At 61.3% G+C, this 18,340-nt stretch carries 19 protein-coding genes; 10 read left to right on the top strand and 9 right to left on the bottom strand.

What is annotated here, in order from left to right; translation table 11 throughout:
• Positions 1 to 73 precede the first annotated feature (73 nt).
• Entirely contained in the window at positions 74 to 817 is a 744-nt protein-coding gene (locus ACQ4WM_RS00650) for an AAA family ATPase (RefSeq protein WP_436544788.1), read from the bottom strand.
• A gap of 215 nt (positions 818 to 1,032) precedes the next feature.
• On the opposite strand from ACQ4WM_RS00650, the gene thrC reads away from it, so the two are divergent.
• From thrC to ACQ4WM_RS00630, 4 genes are read left to right on the top strand one after another with little or no spacing between them, the layout of a single operon-like run.
• The gene (gene thrC / locus ACQ4WM_RS00645) at positions 1,033 to 2,523 is read left to right on the top strand and encodes a threonine synthase (protein ID WP_436544787.1); all 1,491 of its coding nucleotides are present in this window, start codon (positions 1,033 to 1,035) and stop codon (positions 2,521 to 2,523) included.
• Entirely contained in the window at positions 2,523 to 3,746 is a 1,224-nt protein-coding gene (locus ACQ4WM_RS00640; RefSeq protein WP_436544786.1) for a molybdopterin molybdotransferase MoeA, read from the top strand. Before thrC ends, ACQ4WM_RS00640 begins: the two co-directional genes overlap by 1 nt.
• Positions 3,747 to 3,757: 11 nt before the next feature.
• Positions 3,758 to 4,015, top strand: a complete 258-nt coding sequence (gene moaD / locus ACQ4WM_RS00635; RefSeq protein WP_436544785.1) for a molybdopterin converting factor subunit 1 — start codon at positions 3,758 to 3,760, stop codon at positions 4,013 to 4,015.
• A gap of 60 nt (positions 4,016 to 4,075) precedes the next feature.
• Positions 4,076 to 5,194 (top strand): outer membrane protein assembly factor BamB family protein, encoded by a 1,119-nt coding sequence (locus ACQ4WM_RS00630; protein ID WP_436544784.1) that lies wholly within the window; start codon positions 4,076 to 4,078, stop codon positions 5,192 to 5,194.
• Between the two features lie 108 nt (positions 5,195 to 5,302).
• On the opposite strand, the gene ACQ4WM_RS00625 is transcribed toward ACQ4WM_RS00630, so the two are convergent.
• Complete coding sequence (locus ACQ4WM_RS00625) at positions 5,303 to 5,530, bottom strand: hypothetical protein (protein WP_436544783.1); 228 nt, start codon at positions 5,528 to 5,530, stop codon at positions 5,303 to 5,305.
• 133 nt (positions 5,531 to 5,663) lie between these two features.
• Between ACQ4WM_RS00625 and ACQ4WM_RS00620 the strand changes: the two genes are divergently transcribed.
• The 4 genes from ACQ4WM_RS00620 to ACQ4WM_RS00605 all read left to right on the top strand — a co-directional run bounded on the left by ACQ4WM_RS00620 (position 5,664) and on the right by ACQ4WM_RS00605 (position 8,077).
• The gene (locus ACQ4WM_RS00620) at positions 5,664 to 6,905 is read left to right on the top strand and encodes a TIGR03862 family flavoprotein (RefSeq protein WP_436544782.1); all 1,242 of its coding nucleotides are present in this window, start codon (positions 5,664 to 5,666) and stop codon (positions 6,903 to 6,905) included.
• 87 nt (positions 6,906 to 6,992) lie between these two features.
• A complete protein-coding gene (locus tag ACQ4WM_RS00615) occupies positions 6,993 to 7,328 on the top strand; it encodes a PadR family transcriptional regulator (RefSeq protein WP_436544781.1) in 336 nt (111 codons plus the stop codon).
• Complete coding sequence (locus ACQ4WM_RS00610) at positions 7,325 to 7,867, top strand: DUF2812 domain-containing protein (RefSeq protein WP_436544780.1); 543 nt, start codon at positions 7,325 to 7,327, stop codon at positions 7,865 to 7,867. The genes ACQ4WM_RS00615 and ACQ4WM_RS00610 overlap by 4 nt, the downstream gene beginning before the upstream one ends.
• A gap of 30 nt (positions 7,868 to 7,897) precedes the next feature.
• Positions 7,898 to 8,077 carry a hypothetical protein gene (locus ACQ4WM_RS00605; protein ID WP_436544779.1) on the top strand — a complete coding sequence of 60 codons (180 nt, stop codon included), beginning with the start codon at positions 7,898 to 7,900 and terminating at the stop codon, positions 8,075 to 8,077.
• A gap of 41 nt (positions 8,078 to 8,118) precedes the next feature.
• On the opposite strand, the gene ACQ4WM_RS00600 is transcribed toward ACQ4WM_RS00605, so the two are convergent.
• From ACQ4WM_RS00600 to hpnC, 7 genes are all read right to left on the bottom strand, one after another.
• A complete protein-coding gene (locus ACQ4WM_RS00600; RefSeq protein ID WP_436544778.1) occupies positions 8,119 to 8,544 on the bottom strand; it encodes a hypothetical protein in 426 nt (141 codons plus the stop codon).
• Between the two features lie 108 nt (positions 8,545 to 8,652).
• Entirely contained in the window at positions 8,653 to 9,459 is an 807-nt protein-coding gene (locus tag ACQ4WM_RS00595; protein ID WP_436544777.1) for a head GIN domain-containing protein, read from the bottom strand.
• 11 nt (positions 9,460 to 9,470) lie between these two features.
• Positions 9,471 to 10,262: a DUF1700 domain-containing protein gene (locus ACQ4WM_RS00590; RefSeq protein WP_436544776.1), complete on the bottom strand. Its 792-nt coding sequence runs from the start codon at positions 10,260 to 10,262 to the stop codon at positions 9,471 to 9,473.
• Between the two features lie 34 nt (positions 10,263 to 10,296).
• Positions 10,297 to 10,458 (bottom strand): hypothetical protein, encoded by a 162-nt coding sequence (locus ACQ4WM_RS00585; protein WP_436544775.1) that lies wholly within the window; start codon positions 10,456 to 10,458, stop codon positions 10,297 to 10,299.
• 136 nt (positions 10,459 to 10,594) lie between these two features.
• Complete coding sequence (gene hpnE, locus ACQ4WM_RS00580) at positions 10,595 to 11,959, bottom strand: hydroxysqualene dehydroxylase HpnE (RefSeq protein ID WP_436544774.1); 1,365 nt, start codon at positions 11,957 to 11,959, stop codon at positions 10,595 to 10,597.
• Positions 11,952 to 12,785 (bottom strand): presqualene diphosphate synthase HpnD, encoded by an 834-nt coding sequence (gene hpnD, locus ACQ4WM_RS00575; RefSeq protein ID WP_436544773.1) that lies wholly within the window; start codon positions 12,783 to 12,785, stop codon positions 11,952 to 11,954. The genes hpnE and hpnD overlap by 8 nt, the downstream gene beginning before the upstream one ends.
• 46 nt (positions 12,786 to 12,831) lie before the next feature.
• Complete coding sequence (hpnC, locus tag ACQ4WM_RS00570) at positions 12,832 to 13,716, bottom strand: squalene synthase HpnC (RefSeq protein ID WP_436544772.1); 885 nt, start codon at positions 13,714 to 13,716, stop codon at positions 12,832 to 12,834.
• Positions 13,717 to 14,009: 293 nt separating this feature from the next.
• On the opposite strand from hpnC, the gene ACQ4WM_RS00565 reads away from it, so the two are divergent.
• The gene (locus ACQ4WM_RS00565; RefSeq protein WP_436544771.1) at positions 14,010 to 15,179 is read left to right on the top strand and encodes an efflux RND transporter periplasmic adaptor subunit; all 1,170 of its coding nucleotides are present in this window, start codon (positions 14,010 to 14,012) and stop codon (positions 15,177 to 15,179) included.
• The gene (locus ACQ4WM_RS00560; protein ID WP_436544770.1) at positions 15,176 to 18,265 is read left to right on the top strand and encodes an efflux RND transporter permease subunit; all 3,090 of its coding nucleotides are present in this window, start codon (positions 15,176 to 15,178) and stop codon (positions 18,263 to 18,265) included. Before ACQ4WM_RS00565 ends, ACQ4WM_RS00560 begins: the two co-directional genes overlap by 4 nt.
• The last annotated feature ends 75 nt before the right edge of the window (positions 18,266 to 18,340 follow it).

Raw genomic sequence — 18,340 nt, 5'->3', positions numbered from 1 at the left:
GAGCCGGGGTCAGACCCGTCGGGTCTCGGCGACCCCGTCTGACCCCGGATTTCCGCTGCGTCTTGTAGCCACCTCACTCCTCCTCGAACAACTGTTCGAGCCGGCGCGGATAATTGTTCAGGAAATCGCGCGTCACGGCATAGTGTTCGGTATCCTCATACGCCACCTCATGGATGCCGCCGCCCGTAAACATGAAGATTTTCGCGTTCGGGTAGGCCAGCAGGATTGGCGAGTGGGTGGCGATAATCAGTTGCGAGTCGTCTTCCACCAGCTGGTGGATCACCGACAGCGCGGCCAGCTGGCGGCTCGGTGACAGCGCCGCCTCCGGTTCGTCGAGCAGATACAGGCCCTTTCCCCGCAGCTTGTTGATCAGGGTGGCCATAAAGGCTTCGCCGTGCGACTGCGCGTGCAGCGACTTGCCGCCATAGCTGTCCAGATACGCAATCGGCATTTCATCCATATAGCTGGCGACGTTGAAGAAGCTTTCGGCCCGTAAAAAATAGCTGTCGTTCGGTTTCTTGTAGCTTTTGCTCAGGCGCAGGTGTTCGTGCAAACCCGAAACCTGGTCCGACACCGCTGTGATGCGCACATTGCGCGTGCCGCCATCCTTGCCGAAACCCAGCGCCACGGCCAGTGCTTCCAGCATGGTCGACTTGCCGCTGCCGTTCTCGCCGACGAAAAACGTGACGTCGCGATGGAAATCCATCTGCGTGAAGTCGCGGATGGCCGGAATGGTGAACGGGTAGTGCTCAAGATCGATCACCGTATCCGGCCGCAGCGCGGCGCTTTGCAGGTAGGGCTTCTTGTTGATGGGCATTGTGTCTCCTGGGCAATTTTTCTCATCGACTATGGCGCAGAGTGTGGCGCAAATTGCACGTGCGCGCCAGCACAGGAGCCTGTTTTTTTGATATCGGGGGCGATATGGTCCTGGCCTGCGGCTGCGGCGGGCTGGCGGGTGCGCCGGGGGTGGTTATAATAACGGCTCGTTTGCCATTCTTTTTCACGCTCTCAGCTCAACTGGACCCTAATCTCATGCACTATGTGTCTACCCGCGCTGACCAAGCGCCAGCGCAATCGCAACAGCCACAACAATTTTCCGACATCCTGCTGGGCGGCCTCGCCCCCGATGGCGGACTGTATCTCCCTGAACACTATCCGCAAGTGAGCGGTGCCGAGCTTGATGCCTGGCGCACATTGTCGTATGCCGACCTGGCATTCGAAATCCTGAAAAAGTTCGCCACCGATATCCCGGCGGCGGACTTGAAGGCGCTGACTGCGAAAACCTATACCAAAGCGGTTTACCGCAATGCCCGCGCCGGCGAAAACGCCGCCGACATCACGCCGCTGCGCGTGCTCGAAGAAAACCTCGTCAAGGGCGGATCGACCACCCTGATCCTGCAAGCGCTGTCGAACGGGCCGACGCTCGCTTTCAAGGATATGGCGATGCAGCTGCTGGGCAATCTGTTCGAATACACGCTGGCCAAGACGGGCGCCGAACTCAATATCTTTGGCGCCACCTCCGGCGACACCGGCAGCGCAGCCGAATATGCGATGCGCGGCAAGCAGGGCATCCGCGTGTTCATGCTGTCGCCACACAAGAAGATGAGCGCATTCCAGAGCGCGCAAATGTTCAGCCTGCAGGACCCGAATATCCACAATATCGCCGTCGAAGGGGTGTTCGACGACTGCCAGGACATGGTCAAGGCGGTCTCGAACGACCTGCCCTACAAGGCCAGGCAGAAGATCGGCACCGTCAATTCGATCAACTGGGCGCGCGTGGTGGCGCAAGTCGTGTATTACTTCCGCGGCTATCTGGCGGCGACGTCCAGCCACGACCAGAAGGTGTCATTTACGGTGCCGTCGGGTAACTTTGGCAATATCTGTGCCGGCCATATTGCGCGCATGATGGGCTTGCCGATCTCGAAACTGGTGGCCGCCACCAACGAGAACGATGTGCTCGACGAGTTCTTCCGCACCGGCGTCTACCGCGTGCGCAAGGCGTCCGAGACCTACCACACCAGCAGCCCGTCGATGGATATCTCGAAGGCCTCGAACTTCGAGCGCTTCGTCTACGACCTGGTCGGGCGCGACAGCGCGCGTGTCAAAGCCCTGTTCGCCAAAGTCGATACGCATGGCGGTTTTGACCTGTCCGGCAAGCCGGGCAGCGATGGCGACGAATTCAAGCTGGTGGCCAAGTACGGCTTCAAGTCGGGCAAGTCGACCCACAAGGACCGCCTCGATACCATCCGTGACGTGGCTGACGACTACGGCATCACCATCGACACCCATACGGCCGACGGCATCAAGGTGGCGCGCGAGCATCTGGAGGTGAACGTACCGATGATCGTGCTGGAAACTGCCCTGGCGGCCAAGTTCAACGAAACCATCCTCGATGCGCTGGGCGTGGACGCGGAGCGCCCGGCCGGCTTCGAAAACATCGAAGACCTGCCGCAAAAATTCGTTGTGATGGACACCGATGTGGCCAAAATGCAGGCGTATATCGCTGCCCATACGGGACTGTGATGGCGGACGCAACTGAACGCAAGCCGATGCTGTCGGTGGCCGAGGCGCTGGCCTTGATGGCTGACGCCGCCAGGCCGGTGACCGGGGTTGAACTGGTCGATACCATGCATGCCAACGGCCGGGTGCTGGCCGTGGCGCAAACCTCGACCCTGAACGTGCCACAGCAGGACAACACGCAGATGGACGGCTACGCAGTACGCGCTGCCGACTGCGCCAGCGGTGCTGCCGGCCTGCCCGTATCGCAGCGCATTGCGGCCGGCCATGTGGGCCAGCCCTTGCAGCCGGGGACGGCGGCGCGCATCTTTACGGGCGCCCTGATTCCGCAGGGCGCCGACTGCGTGGTGATGCAGGAGCAGTGCGTGCTGGCCGATGGCGTGGTCACCATCAACCATGCGCCGCAGGCAGGCGAATGGGTGCGCCGCCAGGGCGAGGATATCCGCACGGGCAGCGTGATACTGGAAGCGGGCCGGCGCCTGCGCAGCCAGGAAATGGGCCTGGCCGCTTCGGTCGGCCTGGCGCAGCTGCCGGTGCTGCGCCGCCTGCGCGTGGCGCTGTTTTCCACCGGCGACGAGCTGGCCATGCCGGGCCAGCCTTTGCCGCCCGGCGCAGTCTACAACTCGAACCGTTTTACCCTGCGCGGCCTGCTGGAAAACCTCGGCTGCGAGATCGACGACCTGGGCATCGTGCCGGACACGCTGGACGCTACGCGCGCCGTGCTGCGCCAGGCGGCAGAAGGTAACGACCTGATCCTGACCTCGGGCGGCGTGTCGGTCGGCGAGGAAGACCATATCAAGCCGGCGGTGGAAGCGGAAGGGCGCCTGAACATGTGGCAGATCGCCGTCAAGCCGGGCAAGCCGCTGGCGTTTGGCGAAGTCGGGCAAGCGTTTTTTGCCGGCCTGCCCGGAAATCCGGTGTCGAGCTTTGTCACCTTTTTGCTGTTCGTGCGGCCGTTTATCCTGCGCTTGCAGGGCGTCAGTGGCGGTGTGGCGCCGCGCAGCTACCAACTGGCGGCCGCTTTCGAGCGCATCAAGGCCGACCGGCGCAACGAGTTCCTGCGCGCGAAAATCAACAGCGACGGCGCGCTGGAACTGTTTGCCAACCAGAGTTCGGGCGTGCTGACCTCCACCGTGTGGGGCGACGGCCTGATCGACTGTCCGCCGGGCTTGTCGATCGCGCATGGCGACCTGCTGCGCTTTATCCCGTTTAACGAATTGTTGTATTGAAGGAGCAGGGCGTGAAGATACAGTTGCGTTTTTTTGCCAGCGTGCGCGAGCTTGTCGGCGCTGGCCAGGAAGTGCTGGAACTGCCGCAAGCAACCACCACCGTCGGTGAGCTGCGCGCCTTGCTGGTGGCGCGCGGAGGCAACTGGGCCGAAGCATTGGGCGAAGGCAAGCTGCTGCGCATGGCGCACAACCAGCTGATGTGCCAGGCCGATACGCCGGTGGCGGATGGCGATGAAGTGGCGTTTTTCCCGCCCGTCACCGGCGGCTAGTCGAATGCATCGACGCCGTGCGCCCGTTTGTCTTCGAGGATGCACCGCCCGAGGCCAAGCGTGAACGTCACCTCAGCCATCAACCTGAAGGCGCTGACTTTGCTGCCGGGTGTGCCAGCGTGGAGCACTCATCAAGGTAACGCCGGCCACACCGGCGCCATCGCCGCCACCGTCGATCCATCCGCCTTTACGCGCCGCTTCAATGTGCCAACAACGGATCAGTACGCGAGCACCATTGCTGCTGACGGCAATGTCATCTATCTGGTGCGCAGGAGCAGAACCAGTTCTGCCATCTGGACGCTGCAGGCCATCAGCGAAAACAGCGGCACGGAACTGTGGCACGTCGATCTGGGTAGCCTGTATAACGTCAACCCGCCGGCGGCGGCTAACGGCAAAGTGTATATCACTTCCACTGGACACGGCGATTCCTATCTATGGATATTTGACCAGGCTACCGGCGGGCTGTTGGCTAAACAGGCAATGTCGTCGCAGTGGTCAAGCTACATGGCGCCGACCATCTATAACGGCAGCGTCTACTCCAACTATGGCTACTTCGGCGGCATGGTCAAATACGACGCTACCTCCGGCTCCCAACAGTGGACTGTTTCACTGGCGCAGTACGACGGCTGGACGCCAGCCGTGGACAGCCAGTACGCTTACACCTATGTCGGTGGCGTCTTCTCTGCCGTCAACAGCGCTACCGGCAAGATTGAATACAGCGTAACGGACCCGGGTTTCAACTGGCGCGGTTGGAGCACCGGCAGCTCCGTTGTGCTGGGCAACGGCATGCTGTATGCCACGCAGGGTGGTCGCCTGACGGCTTTGAATCTGGCTACACGCGCCATCAGCTGGTATGTGCAGGGCAATGGGGCGACCGGTCAACCGGCACTGAGCGCCAAAACGCTATATCTGTTGCACGCCAGCGGCACTGTGCTGGAAGCCCGTGAGCCGGGTTACGGCGCGGTGCAGTGGGTCGCCAGCTTGGGAGGAACCTACAATCAAGTCGTCGTCACCGACAACCTTGCTTTCGTCAGCAACGCCAGCAATACCGTGGCTGTCGATTTGAGCACGCGTCAGGTGGTCTGGTCTTATCCGCTTGGCGGGACGCTGGCCATATCCCAGCGCGGTGTGCTGTACATCGTTGCCCCGCAAAAAAACGCAGCGGTGAATCTGAAGTAAAGTAAGCTGCGGAACGCGTTGCCATCTTCGTGAGTCAGATCTTATGACCATAACTGAAGATGCGCGACGCGTTATTTTGATGCGCATCATCCGTGATGCTGCGCATACCTATGCTTTCGGCTTGCCCTCATCCCCACACATTGCACACTGCACCGCCTTGCGATAGCGCCAGTATTTCGAGCCGATAAAGATGGCCGAGGCGACCAGCGACCAGGCCAGCGCGCTCAGAATGTCGGCCTGGCTGGTGGTGCCTTTACTAAACTCGACGACCACCAGAATAATGAACAAGATACCGCTGGCCAGCAAATAGCGGGAAATCCAGAAACCTGCGCCCATCGTCTTCTCCTGTGTGTCTTAACCGTGATCAATGACGCTATGATTGTCGCAGTATGCATCAATTCAGTGCCTAACAACCACTGTATGGCCTCAAGTCGACTAAAATGCCGGGGTTTTCTTTCGCGGCTTTTTTATGTCCAGCACACCTACTTTACGCATTGCCGTGATCGGCGGCGGTCCCGCCGGCCTGATGGCGGCCCAGGCGGCGGCCGACCGCGGCGCGCAGGTCGCCCTGTTCGACGCGATGCCGTCCGTCGGCCGCAAATTCCTGCTGGCCGGTCGTGGCGGCATGAATATCACGCATGCGGAAAATTACCAGAGCTTTGTCACGCGCTACGGCCGGCAGTCGCACCGGCTGCGCCCCGCACTCGACCAGTTCGGGCCGCAGCAGGTACGCGACTGGGTGCATGGCCTGGGTGTGGAGACCTTTGTCGGTTCCTCGAGCCGCGTCTTCCCGACCGACATGAAAGCCGCGCCCTTGCTGCGCGCCTGGCTGCACCGGCTGCGGGAAGGCGGCGTGCAATTTCATATGCGCCACCGCTGGAGGGGCTGGCAGGACGGCCAGCTGGTCTTCGACACCCCAGAAGGCGTGCGCCTGCTGGCGTTTGACGCCGTGATCCTGGCGCTCGGTGGCGGCAGCTGGGCCAGGCTCGGCTCCGACGGCGCCTGGGTGCCGCTGCTGCAGGCGCAGGGCGTGGCGGTGCAGCCTTTGGTGCCGGCCAATTGCGGTTTCGACGTGGACTGGAGCGCGCATTTCAGTAGCCGCCATGCGGGCGAACCGTTGACGACGGTGGCGATCACTGCGATGGACATCGATGGTGTGAGGGTCAAGCGACAAGGCCAGTTCGTGATTACGGCTGGCGGCGTCGAGGGCAGCCTGATTTATGCGCTGTCGGCGGCCCTGCGCGAGCAGATCGCGCGTGACGGCAGCACCACCATCTGGCTCGACCTGACGCCCGACCACAGCCTTGAGCGGGTCATCGATGAAGTAACGCGCCCGCGCGGCGCGCGGTCGATGTCCAGCCATCTGCAAAGCCGGCTCGGCCTCAAGGGCGTGAAGTCGGGCCTGCTGCGCGAATGCGTCAGCGCGGCCGACTTTGCCGACCCTGAAACACTCGCCCGCGCCGTCAAGCTGCTGCCGGTGACGCTCAAGCGCCCGCGCCCGATAGACGAAGCCATCAGCAGCGCCGGCGGCGTGTCCTTTGACGGTATCGACGGCAGCATGCTGCGCGCCATGCCCGGCGTGTTTGTGGCTGGTGAAATGCTGGACTGGGAAGCGCCGACCGGCGGCTATCTGCTGACGGCCTGCCTGGCTGGCGGCAAGGCGGCGGGGGAGCAGGCGGTGACGTGGCTGGAAACCTCGCTTTCCCCATAATTTTATTGACAATAAGAAATTCCATACGCTAGTATCGTGTCTCGCTATATCGACATCCGATATAACGAATAGCGATATAGGGGCATCATGGATGATATCGATACGTCACAGTACTTGCCCTTGTCGGAGGCAACCTTTTATGTGCTCGCCTGCCTGCACGAGCCACTGCATGGATACGCAATCATGCAGAAAGTAGACGCGCTCAGCGAAGGCAGCGTCAGCATCGGGCCTGGAACCCTGTATGGCGTGTTTGCGGCCCTGGAAAAGCAGGGGCTGATTCTCAAGCTGAGGGAAGAGGAGCGACGCAAGGTTTATGGCATGACCGCGCTGGGACGACGCGTGCTGGCCGGGCAGGCCCGGCGCCTGTCCATCATGGCAGCCGCAGCAAACAACACATTGGCACTTTTGGGGGAGAAGGCATGAGCACGGCGACGCAAGGGCAAATGGTGAAGAAATTCAAGTGGTGGTGGGCCTGGCAGGACGGCATGCACGAACGGTGGCTGCAAACGCAGGCACGCCAGGGGCTGCACCTGCGTTCCACCGATCCCTTGGGCGTGCTGATGACGTTCGAGCGGGGAGAGCCCGCCGAGGTGGCTTACCGATGGGATTATCTCGCTTTCAATACCGACCCCGCCTACACGCAGTTGTTTGTCGACGCAGGCTGGGAACGGGTAGTGGATGTGGCTGGCTGGTGTTGCTGGCGCAAGCCGGTCATCAATGGCAAGACGCCGGAAATTTTCACGGATACGGCGTCGAAGGTGCGCAAGTATCGGCGCAATCTGATGATAGCCGTGCTGTCTGGCTTACCTCTACTGGTGGTGGCGGCCATGCCACCAGCGCGCCAGGCGCTACTGGCCGAACCACGGGTGGGCTTCCTGATGGGCACTTGCTTGCTGATGCTGGCCTATGCGGTAGGTGGCTTGGCGCGACGCATTTGTCAGTTGCGTGCCGGTGGTTCCTGACAGCTTGCTCAAGAGTAAAGCGGGATGGTCATGGCGACTCATGCCGAACGCCATGAACGTCCCGCCATGAAGGTCGTCCGACAGGTCTGCAAGTTCAACTATTATCGAGCAAAAATAGCGCTCAAAAGCACCATGGAAAAACCGATGGCGCCGATGGAAAGGCTGGTCACGCAGATTGCTGTCATTGCATGTTTCGGATCGATAAAATGACTTTTCACCCAAGTTGTCATGATTTTCTCCTCTTGTCGTCCTTACTTAAGTACGCCGTAGCGTACCACGCTATAAGCGAGGGCCGACAAAAACGGCAGGGCCAGCGAGGTAGCAAGCGCCTGATAATGTTTGTGCCAGCTGTTGCGTCTGACTGTTTCGATTGTTGTGGGAAATGCCGCGCCAACCGCTGCAATTACCGCCGAGGTCACCAATAAAAGAACAAAGCCACCATTCAGCCAATGAACGGCGTTTCCCGACACAAGCGGACCCTCCGTACCTGGCACCGCGATCTCATACATCGCCAGCGCGCAAAAGGCGACAGAAGCCCAGCACAGTTGACCATCCTTTATCGGGCCTAACAGGTGTTTCTCGTTGTTGTTGACAGGCAATGGGAGCCGCTGCAATAGCAGCATGCCGATAATGGGAGCAATCAACGGTATCAGTATGCTGACGATAAACCAGCCCACGGCAGTCTCCTTTTGCAATGGGCCAGTATAGGACCTGAGACGTGCACCAAAGTCGAGTGCGAGCACTTCAGTACACGTACTTTTGCGCAGGAACAGGACTTCAGCCGGTCAATGCCAGGTAATCTCGCCCGATCCTGTGCGCTGGGCGTCGCGCTGGCGCGGGTTGCCGTGGACGTGGATGTCGCCGCTGCCGCGCAGGGTCAGTTTGACGGTGTCGCGCACGAAGACGGTGCTTTCGCCCGAGCCTTGCAGGCTGACGGTGGCGGTGTCCGAGGCCAGGTGTTCGGCGTCGATATCGCCCGAGCCGCTCAATTCGGCATTGAGCACCCTGGTATTGCCGCTGGCGCTGATGCGGCCCGAGCCGATCATGTCCAGCGTCACCTTGTCGCTGTTACCACCGTTGATGTCGAGGTTGCCACTGCCGTTGACATTGGCTTCAAGCTGCTTGTAGCGGCCCGTAAAACTGATGTCGCCCGAGCCGGCCAGTTCCAGGGTGAACTTGTCGCCGCTGAACCCGGTAATACGGCTATCGCCCGAACCGCGCACTTCGACGCCTGTCAGTGTTGGCAGCACCAGCTCCACCTGCAAGGGCTGACGGTGGTGGAACAACATGCCTTTCGGGCCGATATGGATGGTGGAACCATCGACGGTGGTATCGACATTGGCCAGCAGGCGCTGTTCGCCGCTCACTTTCAAGGACGCCGTGGCGCCGCGGCGCAGCGTCAGGTCGATCGGGCCGTTCAGGTCCACATGGGTCACGGCGTCGGAAATCGGGCGCGTTTCGGCGCGCACGGCGCGGCCGGCTGAACTGCTGGGGTTGCTGATGCCCTTGGCGCGCAAGGCCGTGTAGGACAGGGCGATCAGTGCCAGGGCCAGCAGGAACATGGACAGGCCGACTTTGAACAGGCGTTTCATGGCGAGTCTCCTTAATGACCTTTGAGCAGGGAAATATTCATGGCGATATAACGCCGCAGGCCGATCAGGGTGTAGCGGGAGACGACCAGGCTGAGCAGGAATAACGCAATGCCGCCCAGCACCATGCCCATGCCGAACACAGTTTGCGTGGTGCGCGCATCATGGTCAGGGTCGGTGTAAATATGGATGCCGCTGCCGGCCAGCGCCTCGGCTTGTTCGATCACGCGCGAGGATGGTGAGGGCGGCGACGGCGGGTTGTCCGGGGCCGTGCCAACCGGGCCGGGCAGATGGTCGATCTCGATGCCTGTGTCGCCGATGGTAATGCGGGTCTGCCGCTGGTCGTCGCCTTCACCGCCATCATCGTCGTGGATCAGCATGTAGCGCAGCGGGCCATCAAGCAGCAGTTCGTTGGCGCCCGACAGGCCGCTGGCCGTAATGGCGATGCCGGCCAGGTAAAAGCTCAGGCCGACTGCATACAAGGTAGCCAGCAGCGCGGCGTAGACGGCGGCCGGAATCACCATGAACAGATTGAAGATGGCGAGACCGGCCAGCGAGACCAGCAGGCGCAGCAGGTTGACCGGCGTCTTTTTCTGGTCGAAGGCCCGGCGCTGGGTGTTGGCGCGCAGGGTGAGGGCGATTTTTTTCGGGTCGCCCAGGTCGTGCGCTATTTCCTCGGTACTGCGCCCGGCGGCCAGGCCATCGTTGAAGCTCTGCTCATAATAGCTGATGGTCTTGGCGATCAAGTCTGGCGGCAGGCCGGCCAGCGCGCGCCGCAGCGCGTCGAGATAGTCTTGTTGGTGCATGATGTTTCCTGTGCTTTCCGTTTTCACCGATTGCCTAGCTCAGGGTCGGCAGAAGCATGCTTGCCTGGCTCAGCATCAACGGTGCGTGCCGGGCTGCCTGGCCTTGATGGGTGCCGGCCACGATCGCCATCGCCAGCGCCACGAAGCCCAGCAGCAGCACGGTTTTGCAAGTGGTTTTGAAGGGTGTGGTTTTCATGGTGTTTTCCGGGTTAATTGCATTGCTGGCCTGGTAGCCGATGATGTGACTGTATCGAAACGGCCAGGTACTCACCAGCGCGGTGCGACAGGCTGCACAAATCAAGGGGTCAGCGACACTACAGGGCGATGCGCGGTCACGCTTTCGCGGCGAACGTGTTGATCTGGCACACGAGAGCGGCCGCCTGTACGCCGCTGCGCACGGCCGCTTCAATGGTGGCCGGATAGTCACCGGCCGTATAGTCACCGGCCAGCACCAGGCCCGGCAAGCCACTGGCGTTGGGCGGGCGCGCCAGGTCCGGCGTGCAGGCATAGGTGGCGCGTTTTTCGGTAATCACCTGCGTCCAGGCGGGCTGTGCCAGCTGCGGCATGCGCAAGACCTGGGCCAGTTGCGCTGCAACCGCCTGGGCCAGCGCTTCATGGCCTTGCGCGGCGGCTTCGCCCGAGGCGCTGATCACCACCGCCAGCAAGCCCGCTTGCTGCCCGTCGAGGTGGCCGCGATCAAACACGAACTGGCCCCAGTGCGCCTGTTCCGGTGCATCGACCAGCGCGTAAAACGGCAGGTCCAGGCGTACGGCGGTGTCGTATTGCAGGTAGCAGGTGCTGATCGCTTCATGGGTAAACGCCTGCAACTGCGCGAGCACGCCGTCGACGGCGGCGTGGCCCACGCTGGCCAGCAGGCTGGCGGCCTGGGTGCCGGAGGTGGCCAGCACCACGCGGTCATGGGTGTCTGCACTGTTGAGCTGCCAGCGTCCGTCCGGCAGCGCTTGCAGTGCTACAACCTTGGCCCCCAGATTCACTTGCCCGCCATGGCTTTCCACGTAACTGACGGCGGCTTCTGGAAACAGCGCGCTCAGATTGGTTTTCGGAATCAGCATATCCGAGGCGCGGCGACGGCGCGCGCCCAGACTGTCGCGCAGCACATTGACAAAGACCTTGGCCGAAGCCCGTTCTGGTGGAGTGTTCAGTGCCGCCAGGCACAGCGGGCGCCACATCAGCTGGACCAGGCGTTCGGTCTGGTCGAAGCGCTCCAGCAACTCGGCCACTGTGCAATCGTTGTACAACTGCCATCCCATCCAGCGCATGGCGCTGGAAAAACGCAGCAGCGAGAGCTTGTCGGCACGCGCCAGGCCCTTGGCGCGCAGCAAGGCCCAGGCCAGGTGCAGCGGCGCCGGCCAGCGCGGCGCGACAAAATCCATGCCGCCGCTCCCCATCGGATAGCGCATCTGCAAGGGCAGGTCGAGGATCAGCGCTTGCGGGTCCTGGCCGGCCAGTTTGAGCAAGCGCAAGGTTTCTGTATAGGCGCCGAGCAGGATATGCTGGCCGTTGTCCAACACCGTACCGTCGCGCTCGACCTTGCGCGCGCGGCCACCGACGGTGCGCGCTGCTTCATACACAGTCACGGCATGGCCGGCGCGCGCCAGTTCCATGGCGGCGGCGCAACCGGCCCAGCCGGCGCCGATAACGGCGACGGACAGCGGCGTCGGCACTGCCTTAGCCACGGATCCAGGTGGTCCAGGCCAGCCACAGTTTGCGGATAGGCGTGAGCGAAATGCGCTGCGTGAGCACGTGGTAGCCGTCGCGCTCGACTTCATTGAGCACGGTGCGGTAGATGGCGGCCATGATCAGGCCAGGGCGCTGGGCGCGGCGGTCCTGCGCCGGCAGCAGGGCGAACGCCTCGTCATAGGTCTTTTGCGCGCGCGCCACCTGGAAGCGCATCAGGTTTTCAAAGTTTTCGGTATGGCGCGCGTTCAGCAGGTCGGCCGCCGTGACATTAAATTGCTGCAGTTCGCTGATCGGCAGGTAAATGCGCCCCTTGCGCGCATCTTCGCCCACGTCGCGGATGATATTGGTCAGCTGGAAGGCATGGCCCAGTTTCTCGGCGTACAGCAAGGTTTCCGGGCGGGTCGCACCAAAAATGCTGGCCGACAAAATGCCGACCACGCTGGCCACATGCCAGCAATAGCGGCTCATGGCCTGGTAATCGAGGTAGCGGGTCTGGTTCAGGTCCATCTCCATGCCGTCGATAATTGCCTGCAAGTGTTTTTCTTCCAGCTTGTAGACGGCCAGGTGTGGTTCCAGCGCGCGCATCACGGGATGGCTGGGGTTGCCCTCATACATGGACTTGACTTCCTTGCGCCACCAGACCAGCTTGGTACGTGCCACGTTCTCGTCCGTGCAGTCATCTACCGTATCGTCTACCTCGCGGCAGAATGCATACAAGGCCGTGATTGCCTTGCGGCGCTCGGCGGGCAGGAACAGGAAACTGTAGTAAAAGCTGGAGCCGCTCTGGGCGGCCTTTTGTTGGCAATATTCGTCGGGAGACATAGTCAAAAGTGCAAGGGTTACAGATCGAAGCCGCTATTCTATCGTCTTAGCGCGTGGGCGACGGTGGAAATAGCGGGTTTTCTTGAGCAGCTGCCGCCACGCTTTTGCGCGACATGCGCAGGGCGCGCCAGAAAATGATCAGCCAGTCCCGCTTCGACAGTTTGGGCCGGCGCCGGAACACATCGTAATTGACGGCCTCGATCATTTCCAGGATGCGCAAGCCGCCTTGCACCACCAGCCGCAATTCCCAGCCGATACGCCCGCGCAGGCGCAATGCCAGCGGCGCGCCGGACAGCATCAGCGCGCGCGCACGCATCACCTCGAAACGCATCAGTGCGCTCCATTTGCCATGCGCTTCCGGCTGCTCGAAGGCGGCCGGCGAGACGGCAAAGCGGGTCAGGTCTTCCATCGGCAGATAGATGCGCTCTTTTTGCCGGTCAATCGCGACATCTTGCAAAAAATTAATTAGTTGCAAAGCAGAACATATGGCATTGGAATCGCGTACATTGTCTTCATCGGCCGCCTTGTACAAGCTCAGCATCAACAGGCCGACCGGGTTGGCGGACCGCGCGCAGTAATCGAGCAGGTCGGCATAGGTGGCGTAGCGCGTGGTCCTGACATCTTGCTTGAAGGCCGACAGCAGGTCGTAGAACGGCTGCATCGGCAGGTCGAACTGGGCAATGGTGGCAGCCAGGCGCGCAAACATCGGATCAAGGCCTGGCGCGGCATGCGCTTCGTGGCGCGCAATCCGGTCCAGTGCCGACTCGTACAACTGCAGGGCTGCCAGCCGTTCGGCAGGCAGGGCGTCGCCTTCATCGGCCAGGTCGTCGGCGCTGCGGGCAAAGGCATAAATGGCTTCAACGGCCGGCACCAGTCGGCGCGGCAATAAAACGGAGGCTACGGGAAAATTTTCGTAATGGTCTACAGGCATGAAACACTTCTCTCATCATGCACGGCCACCAACGGCCGGTGCAAAGGCGACACAGTAAATAGTTATCGACGCAACAAAATATTAATTAATGACGCAAAAGTCACTAAAAAAATACCGCCACGATTATAATTACTAACCAGAAAGTCAGTAAGGAAAACGCTTCCTCTCCAGACCGTCTGCGATTGTCACAAATTTAAGGATATTGCGTGAGAAAAAGTTTGGCGCTACCCAGTCGGCAGGCAAAAAGTTTCCTCATATAAAATCTAACAGCCCGCATAGTAAAGGAAAATACCTTGTTTGCCCTGAAAACCCTGCGCCGCGAGACCGGCGCCCCAGCTCTTCCCGCCCTGCGCCTGCTGGCGGCGGCTGCCTTGGCCACTGTCCTTGCAACAACCTTGGCCGCGTGTTCCAAACCCGCGCCCAAGGTCGAAGACGTGCGCCCGGTGCGCGCCATCGTGCTGGCCAGCAGCAATGTCGATGTGAATGCCGAGTTCGCCGGCGAAGTGGTGGCGCGGGTCACCTCGCAGCTGGGCTTTCGCGTTGGCGGCAAGATCGTCGAGCGCAAGGTTGACGTGGGCGCCGTCGTCAAGCGGGGCCAAGTGCTGATGCAGCTCGATCCGCAGGACTTGCAATTGTCACAGGCGCAGGCCAAGGCCAGCCTTAACAGCGCTGAAACCAGCCGCGACCTGGCGCGCGCCGAACTGAAACGTTACCAGGATTTGCGCGAAAAGAATTTCGTCAGCCAGGCCGTGCTCGATGGCAAGGATGCCACCTACAAGGCAGCCCAGGCGCAGGTTGAAGTGGCGCAGGCCGTCTACCGCGGTCAAAGCAACCAGTCCGGCTATGCCAGCCTGCTGGCCGATGGCGATGGCGTGATTACCCGCCTCGACGGGGAAGTGGGGCAGGTGGTGTCGGCCGGCACGCCGGTGGCCGTGCTGGCACGCAATGGCGACCGGGAAGTGGTGATCGGCATTCCCGAGGACAAGGTCGAGACCATGCGCGGCGTGAAGAACGTCGTGGTGCGCCTGTGGGCCGACCCGAAACAGGCGCTGCCGGGCAAGATCCGTGAAGTGTCGCCGGTGGCCGACCCTGCCACCCGCACCTACCTGGCCAAGGTGACCATTCCCAACGCGCCCGAGGCCCGGCTGGGCATGACGGCGGTGGTGCAATTTGCCTCCACCACGGCGACGCCGCAAATCAAGGTGCCGCTGACGGCGCTGTTCAATGAGAAATCGCAAAGTTCGGTGTGGGTAGTGGAGAGCGGCGCCGTGAAACTGGTCAATGTCACCGTCGGCGGCGTGGCCGGCAATGATTTGTTGCTGAGTTCGGGCGTGAAAGAAGGCCAGACGGTGGTCACGGCCGGCGTCAATCTGCTCAAACCGGGCCAGAAGGTGACGATCCTCGGCGCCGATCTGGCGACGCCGGCCACAGCCGCCCTGAATGCTGGCGGGGCGGCCAAATGAAGGGCGGTTTCAATCTGTCACGCTGGGCGCTTGAACATATACCGCTGACGCGCTACCTGATGGCGGTGCTGCTGATCGGCGGCATGCTCAGCTATGCCAATCTTGGGCAGGACGAAGATCCGCCGTTTACCTTCCGCGCCATGGTGCTGCAAGCGTACTGGCCCGGCGCGACCGCCCTGCAGATGGCCGAACAGGTAACCGACAAGCTGGAACGCAAGCTGCAGGAAACCCCGTACATCGACGAGATCACCAGCTATTCCAAGCCGGGCGAGACCCTGATCCTGCTGGAACTGCGCGAATCGACGCCACCGAAGGAAACCTCGGCCGCCTGGTACCAGGTGCGCAAAAAGATCGGCGATATCAAGAATACCTTGCCGGCCGGCGTGGTCGGGCCGTTTTTCAACGACGAGTTCGGCGATACCTATGGCTCCATTTTCGCCCTGTCCGGCGATGGTTTTACCTATGCCGAAATGAAAGATTACGCCGACGACGTGCGCCAGCAATTGTTGGGCGTGTCGCAGGTAGCCAAGGTGGAACTGTTCGGTGTGCAGGATGAAAAGATCAATATCGTTTTTTCGCACAAGAAATTCGCCCAGCTGGGCATCCCGTTCGAAGCCATCGTCAATCAGTTATCGGAACAGAACACCATCAACGCCACCGGCGTGCTGGTCACGCCGACCGACAATCTGCAGGTGCGGGTCACGGGCGCCATGGTCAAGGTGAAAGACCTGGAAAACCTGGAGCTGCGCGCCAATGGCACCACCTTCCGCCTCGGTGACTTTGCTACCGTGAAACGTGAATTCATCGATCCGCCCAAGGACAAGATGCGTTTCAACGGCAAGGAAGTGATCGGCCTGGGCGTATCGATGGAAAAGGGCGGCAATATCATCGAGATGGGCAAGGCCTTGCAGGCAACCGTGTCGCGCATGGAAAAAGGCTTGCCAGTCGGCATACAGTTGCAGCGCGTGTCGAACCAGCCCGCATCTGTCTCGGCCTCGGTAGGTGAATTCGTGCATACCCTGATCGAAGCGATTTTGATCGTGCTGGCGGTCAGCTTTGTCGCGCTGGGCTTGCACACCAAGCCGCTGCGCATCGACGTACGCCCGGGACTGGTGGTGGCGCTGACCATCCCGCTGGTGCTGGCCGTCACCTTTCTGTTCATGCGCATGCTCGACATCGACCTGCACAAAATCTCGCTGGGCGCCCTGATCATTGCGCTGGGCCTGCTGGTCGATGACGCCATTATTGCAGTCGAGATGATGGTGCGCAAGATGGAGGAGGGCATGTCGCGCTTTGACGCCGCCACCTTTGCCTATACCTCGACCGCCATGCCGATGCTGACTGGCACTTTGATTACCGTGGCGGGCTTTTTGCCGATCGGCCTGGCCAAGTCGACTGCCGGCGAATATACCTTTTCGCTGTTTTCCGTCAATGCGCTGGCGCTGATCATTTCCTGGGTGGTGGCGGTGGTGTTTACGCCATACATTGGCTACTTGCTGCTGAAGGTCAAGCCGCACGCCAATAATGACCATGAGCTGTTCGATACGCCGAACTTTCGCCGTTTTCGCCGCGCCGTCACCTGGTGCGTGGAATGGCGCAAGACGACGATTGCCGCCACCCTGGCCGTTTTTGCGCTGGGCATCTACGGCTTCAATTTTATCGAGAAGCAATTCTTCCCCGATTCCAGCCGTCCGGAACTGATGGTGGAGATGTGGTCGCCCGAAGGCACGACGTTTGCGGCCAATGAAAAGCAGGTAAAGAAATTCGAAGCTTTCGTCAGCAAACTCGATGGCGTGGACAGCGTGACCAGCTACGTCGGCACGGGCAGCCCGCGTTTCTACTTGCCGCTCGATCAGATTTTCCCGCAGACCAACGTCTCGCAGATCGTCGTCCTGCCGAAAAGCCTGGCCGACCGCGAATTGCTGCGCAAGAAGATTGTCGAAGTTTTCAAGCACGATTTCCCGGAAGTGCGGGGCAGGGTGAAACTGTTGCCGAATGGCCCGCCGGTGCCGTATCCGGTGCAGTTTCGCGTGACCGGCACGGAAGTGGCCACGGTGCGCAATATCGCTGACCAGGTCAAGGATATCCTGCGCGCCAACCCGAATACGGTCGGCGTCAACGACAACTGGAATGAGTCGGTCAAGGTGATGCGCCTGGACCTGGACCAGGACAAGATGCGGGCGCTGGGCATTACCTCGAAGACGGTGATGCAGGCAGCCAATACCATTCTGTCGGGTACGGTGATCGGCCAGTTCCGCGAAGACAACAAGCTGATCGATATCCAGGTACGCCAGCCACTGGAAGAGCGCAACACCATTTCCGTGCTGAACGACACGAATATCCCGGCCGCGAATGGCAAGTCGGTCACGATTTCGCAGATCGCCCGCATCCATTTCGTGTGGGAGCCGGGCGTGGTCTGGCGCGACAAGCGTGAATGGGCGATTACCGTGCAGTCCGACGTGGGCGACACTATCCAGGGCGCCACCGTCTCGACCCAGTTGCAGCCGCAACTCGATGCCTTGCGGGCAAAATTGCCGCCGGGCTATCGCATCACGCTCAAGGGCGTGGCGGCCAACAGCGGCAAGGCCGAGGCGTCGATCGCGGCCAATCTGCCGCTGGCGATCTTTTTGATCTTTACCTTGCTGATGCTGCAGCTGCACAGCTTCTCGCGCGCGCTGCTGGTGTTCCTGACGGGGCCGCTGGGCGTGGCGGGCGCGGCGTTTGCCCTGCTGGCCTTGCACCGTCCGCTCGGCTTTGTCGCCAACCTGGGCGTGATCGCGCTGTTCGGCATGATCATCCGCAACTCGGTGATTCTTGTCGATCAGATCGAGCAGGATATCAAGGATGGTTCCGCGCCGTGGGATGCGATTATCGACTCGGCCGTGCGCCGCTGCCGGCCCATCGTGCTGACGGCCGCCGCTGCTGCGCTGGCCATGATTCCGCTGTCGCGCTCGGTGTTCTGGGGGCCGATGGCGGTCGCCATCATGGGCGGCCTGATACTGGCCACCGCATTGACGCTGCTGTTCCTGCCGGCCCTGTATGCGGCGTGGTTCCGAGTGAAGAAGCCGGTGGCGCCGGACAAGTAGCACTTCAGCGCGGCTGATAGTAAAAAAGGCGGCATTCCTCTGGGAAATCCAGTAGAATGCCGCCTTTGCTCTGGC

It is taken from the genome of Janthinobacterium longum (genome assembly GCF_051380735.1).
In the GTDB taxonomy this organism is placed as follows: Bacteria; Pseudomonadota; Gammaproteobacteria; order Burkholderiales; family Burkholderiaceae_D; genus Janthinobacterium.
The sequence above is the reverse complement of the archived record's forward strand: the minus strand, read 5'-3'. Positions and strand labels throughout refer to the sequence as shown.

Coding starts and splice junctions, on each gene's coding strand:
- ACQ4WM_RS00605 (WP_436544779.1), top strand. CDS start 7,898: ATGGCGACTCATGCCGAACGCCATGAACGTCCCGCCATGAAGGTCGTC.
- ACQ4WM_RS00560 (WP_436544770.1), top strand. CDS start 15,176: ATGAAGGGCGGTTTCAATCTGTCACGCTGGGCGCTTGAACATATACCG.
- ACQ4WM_RS00585 (WP_436544775.1), bottom strand. CDS start 10,458: ATGAAAACCACACCCTTCAAAACCACTTGCAAAACCGTGCTGCTGCTG.
- ACQ4WM_RS00625 (WP_436544783.1), bottom strand. CDS start 5,530: ATGGGCGCAGGTTTCTGGATTTCCCGCTATTTGCTGGCCAGCGGTATC.
- ACQ4WM_RS00620 (WP_436544782.1), top strand. CDS start 5,664: ATGTCCAGCACACCTACTTTACGCATTGCCGTGATCGGCGGCGGTCCC.
- thrC (WP_436544787.1), top strand. CDS start 1,033: ATGCACTATGTGTCTACCCGCGCTGACCAAGCGCCAGCGCAATCGCAA.
- hpnD (WP_436544773.1), bottom strand. CDS start 12,785: ATGTCTCCCGACGAATATTGCCAACAAAAGGCCGCCCAGAGCGGCTCC.
- ACQ4WM_RS00615 (WP_436544781.1), top strand. CDS start 6,993: ATGGATGATATCGATACGTCACAGTACTTGCCCTTGTCGGAGGCAACC.
- ACQ4WM_RS00640 (WP_436544786.1), top strand. CDS start 2,523: ATGGCGGACGCAACTGAACGCAAGCCGATGCTGTCGGTGGCCGAGGCG.
- ACQ4WM_RS00595 (WP_436544777.1), bottom strand. CDS start 9,459: ATGAAACGCCTGTTCAAAGTCGGCCTGTCCATGTTCCTGCTGGCCCTG.
- hpnC (WP_436544772.1), bottom strand. CDS start 13,716: ATGCCTGTAGACCATTACGAAAATTTTCCCGTAGCCTCCGTTTTATTG.
- ACQ4WM_RS00650 (WP_436544788.1), bottom strand. CDS start 817: ATGCCCATCAACAAGAAGCCCTACCTGCAAAGCGCCGCGCTGCGGCCG.
- ACQ4WM_RS00590 (WP_436544776.1), bottom strand. CDS start 10,262: ATGCACCAACAAGACTATCTCGACGCGCTGCGGCGCGCGCTGGCCGGC.
- ACQ4WM_RS00610 (WP_436544780.1), top strand. CDS start 7,325: ATGAGCACGGCGACGCAAGGGCAAATGGTGAAGAAATTCAAGTGGTGG.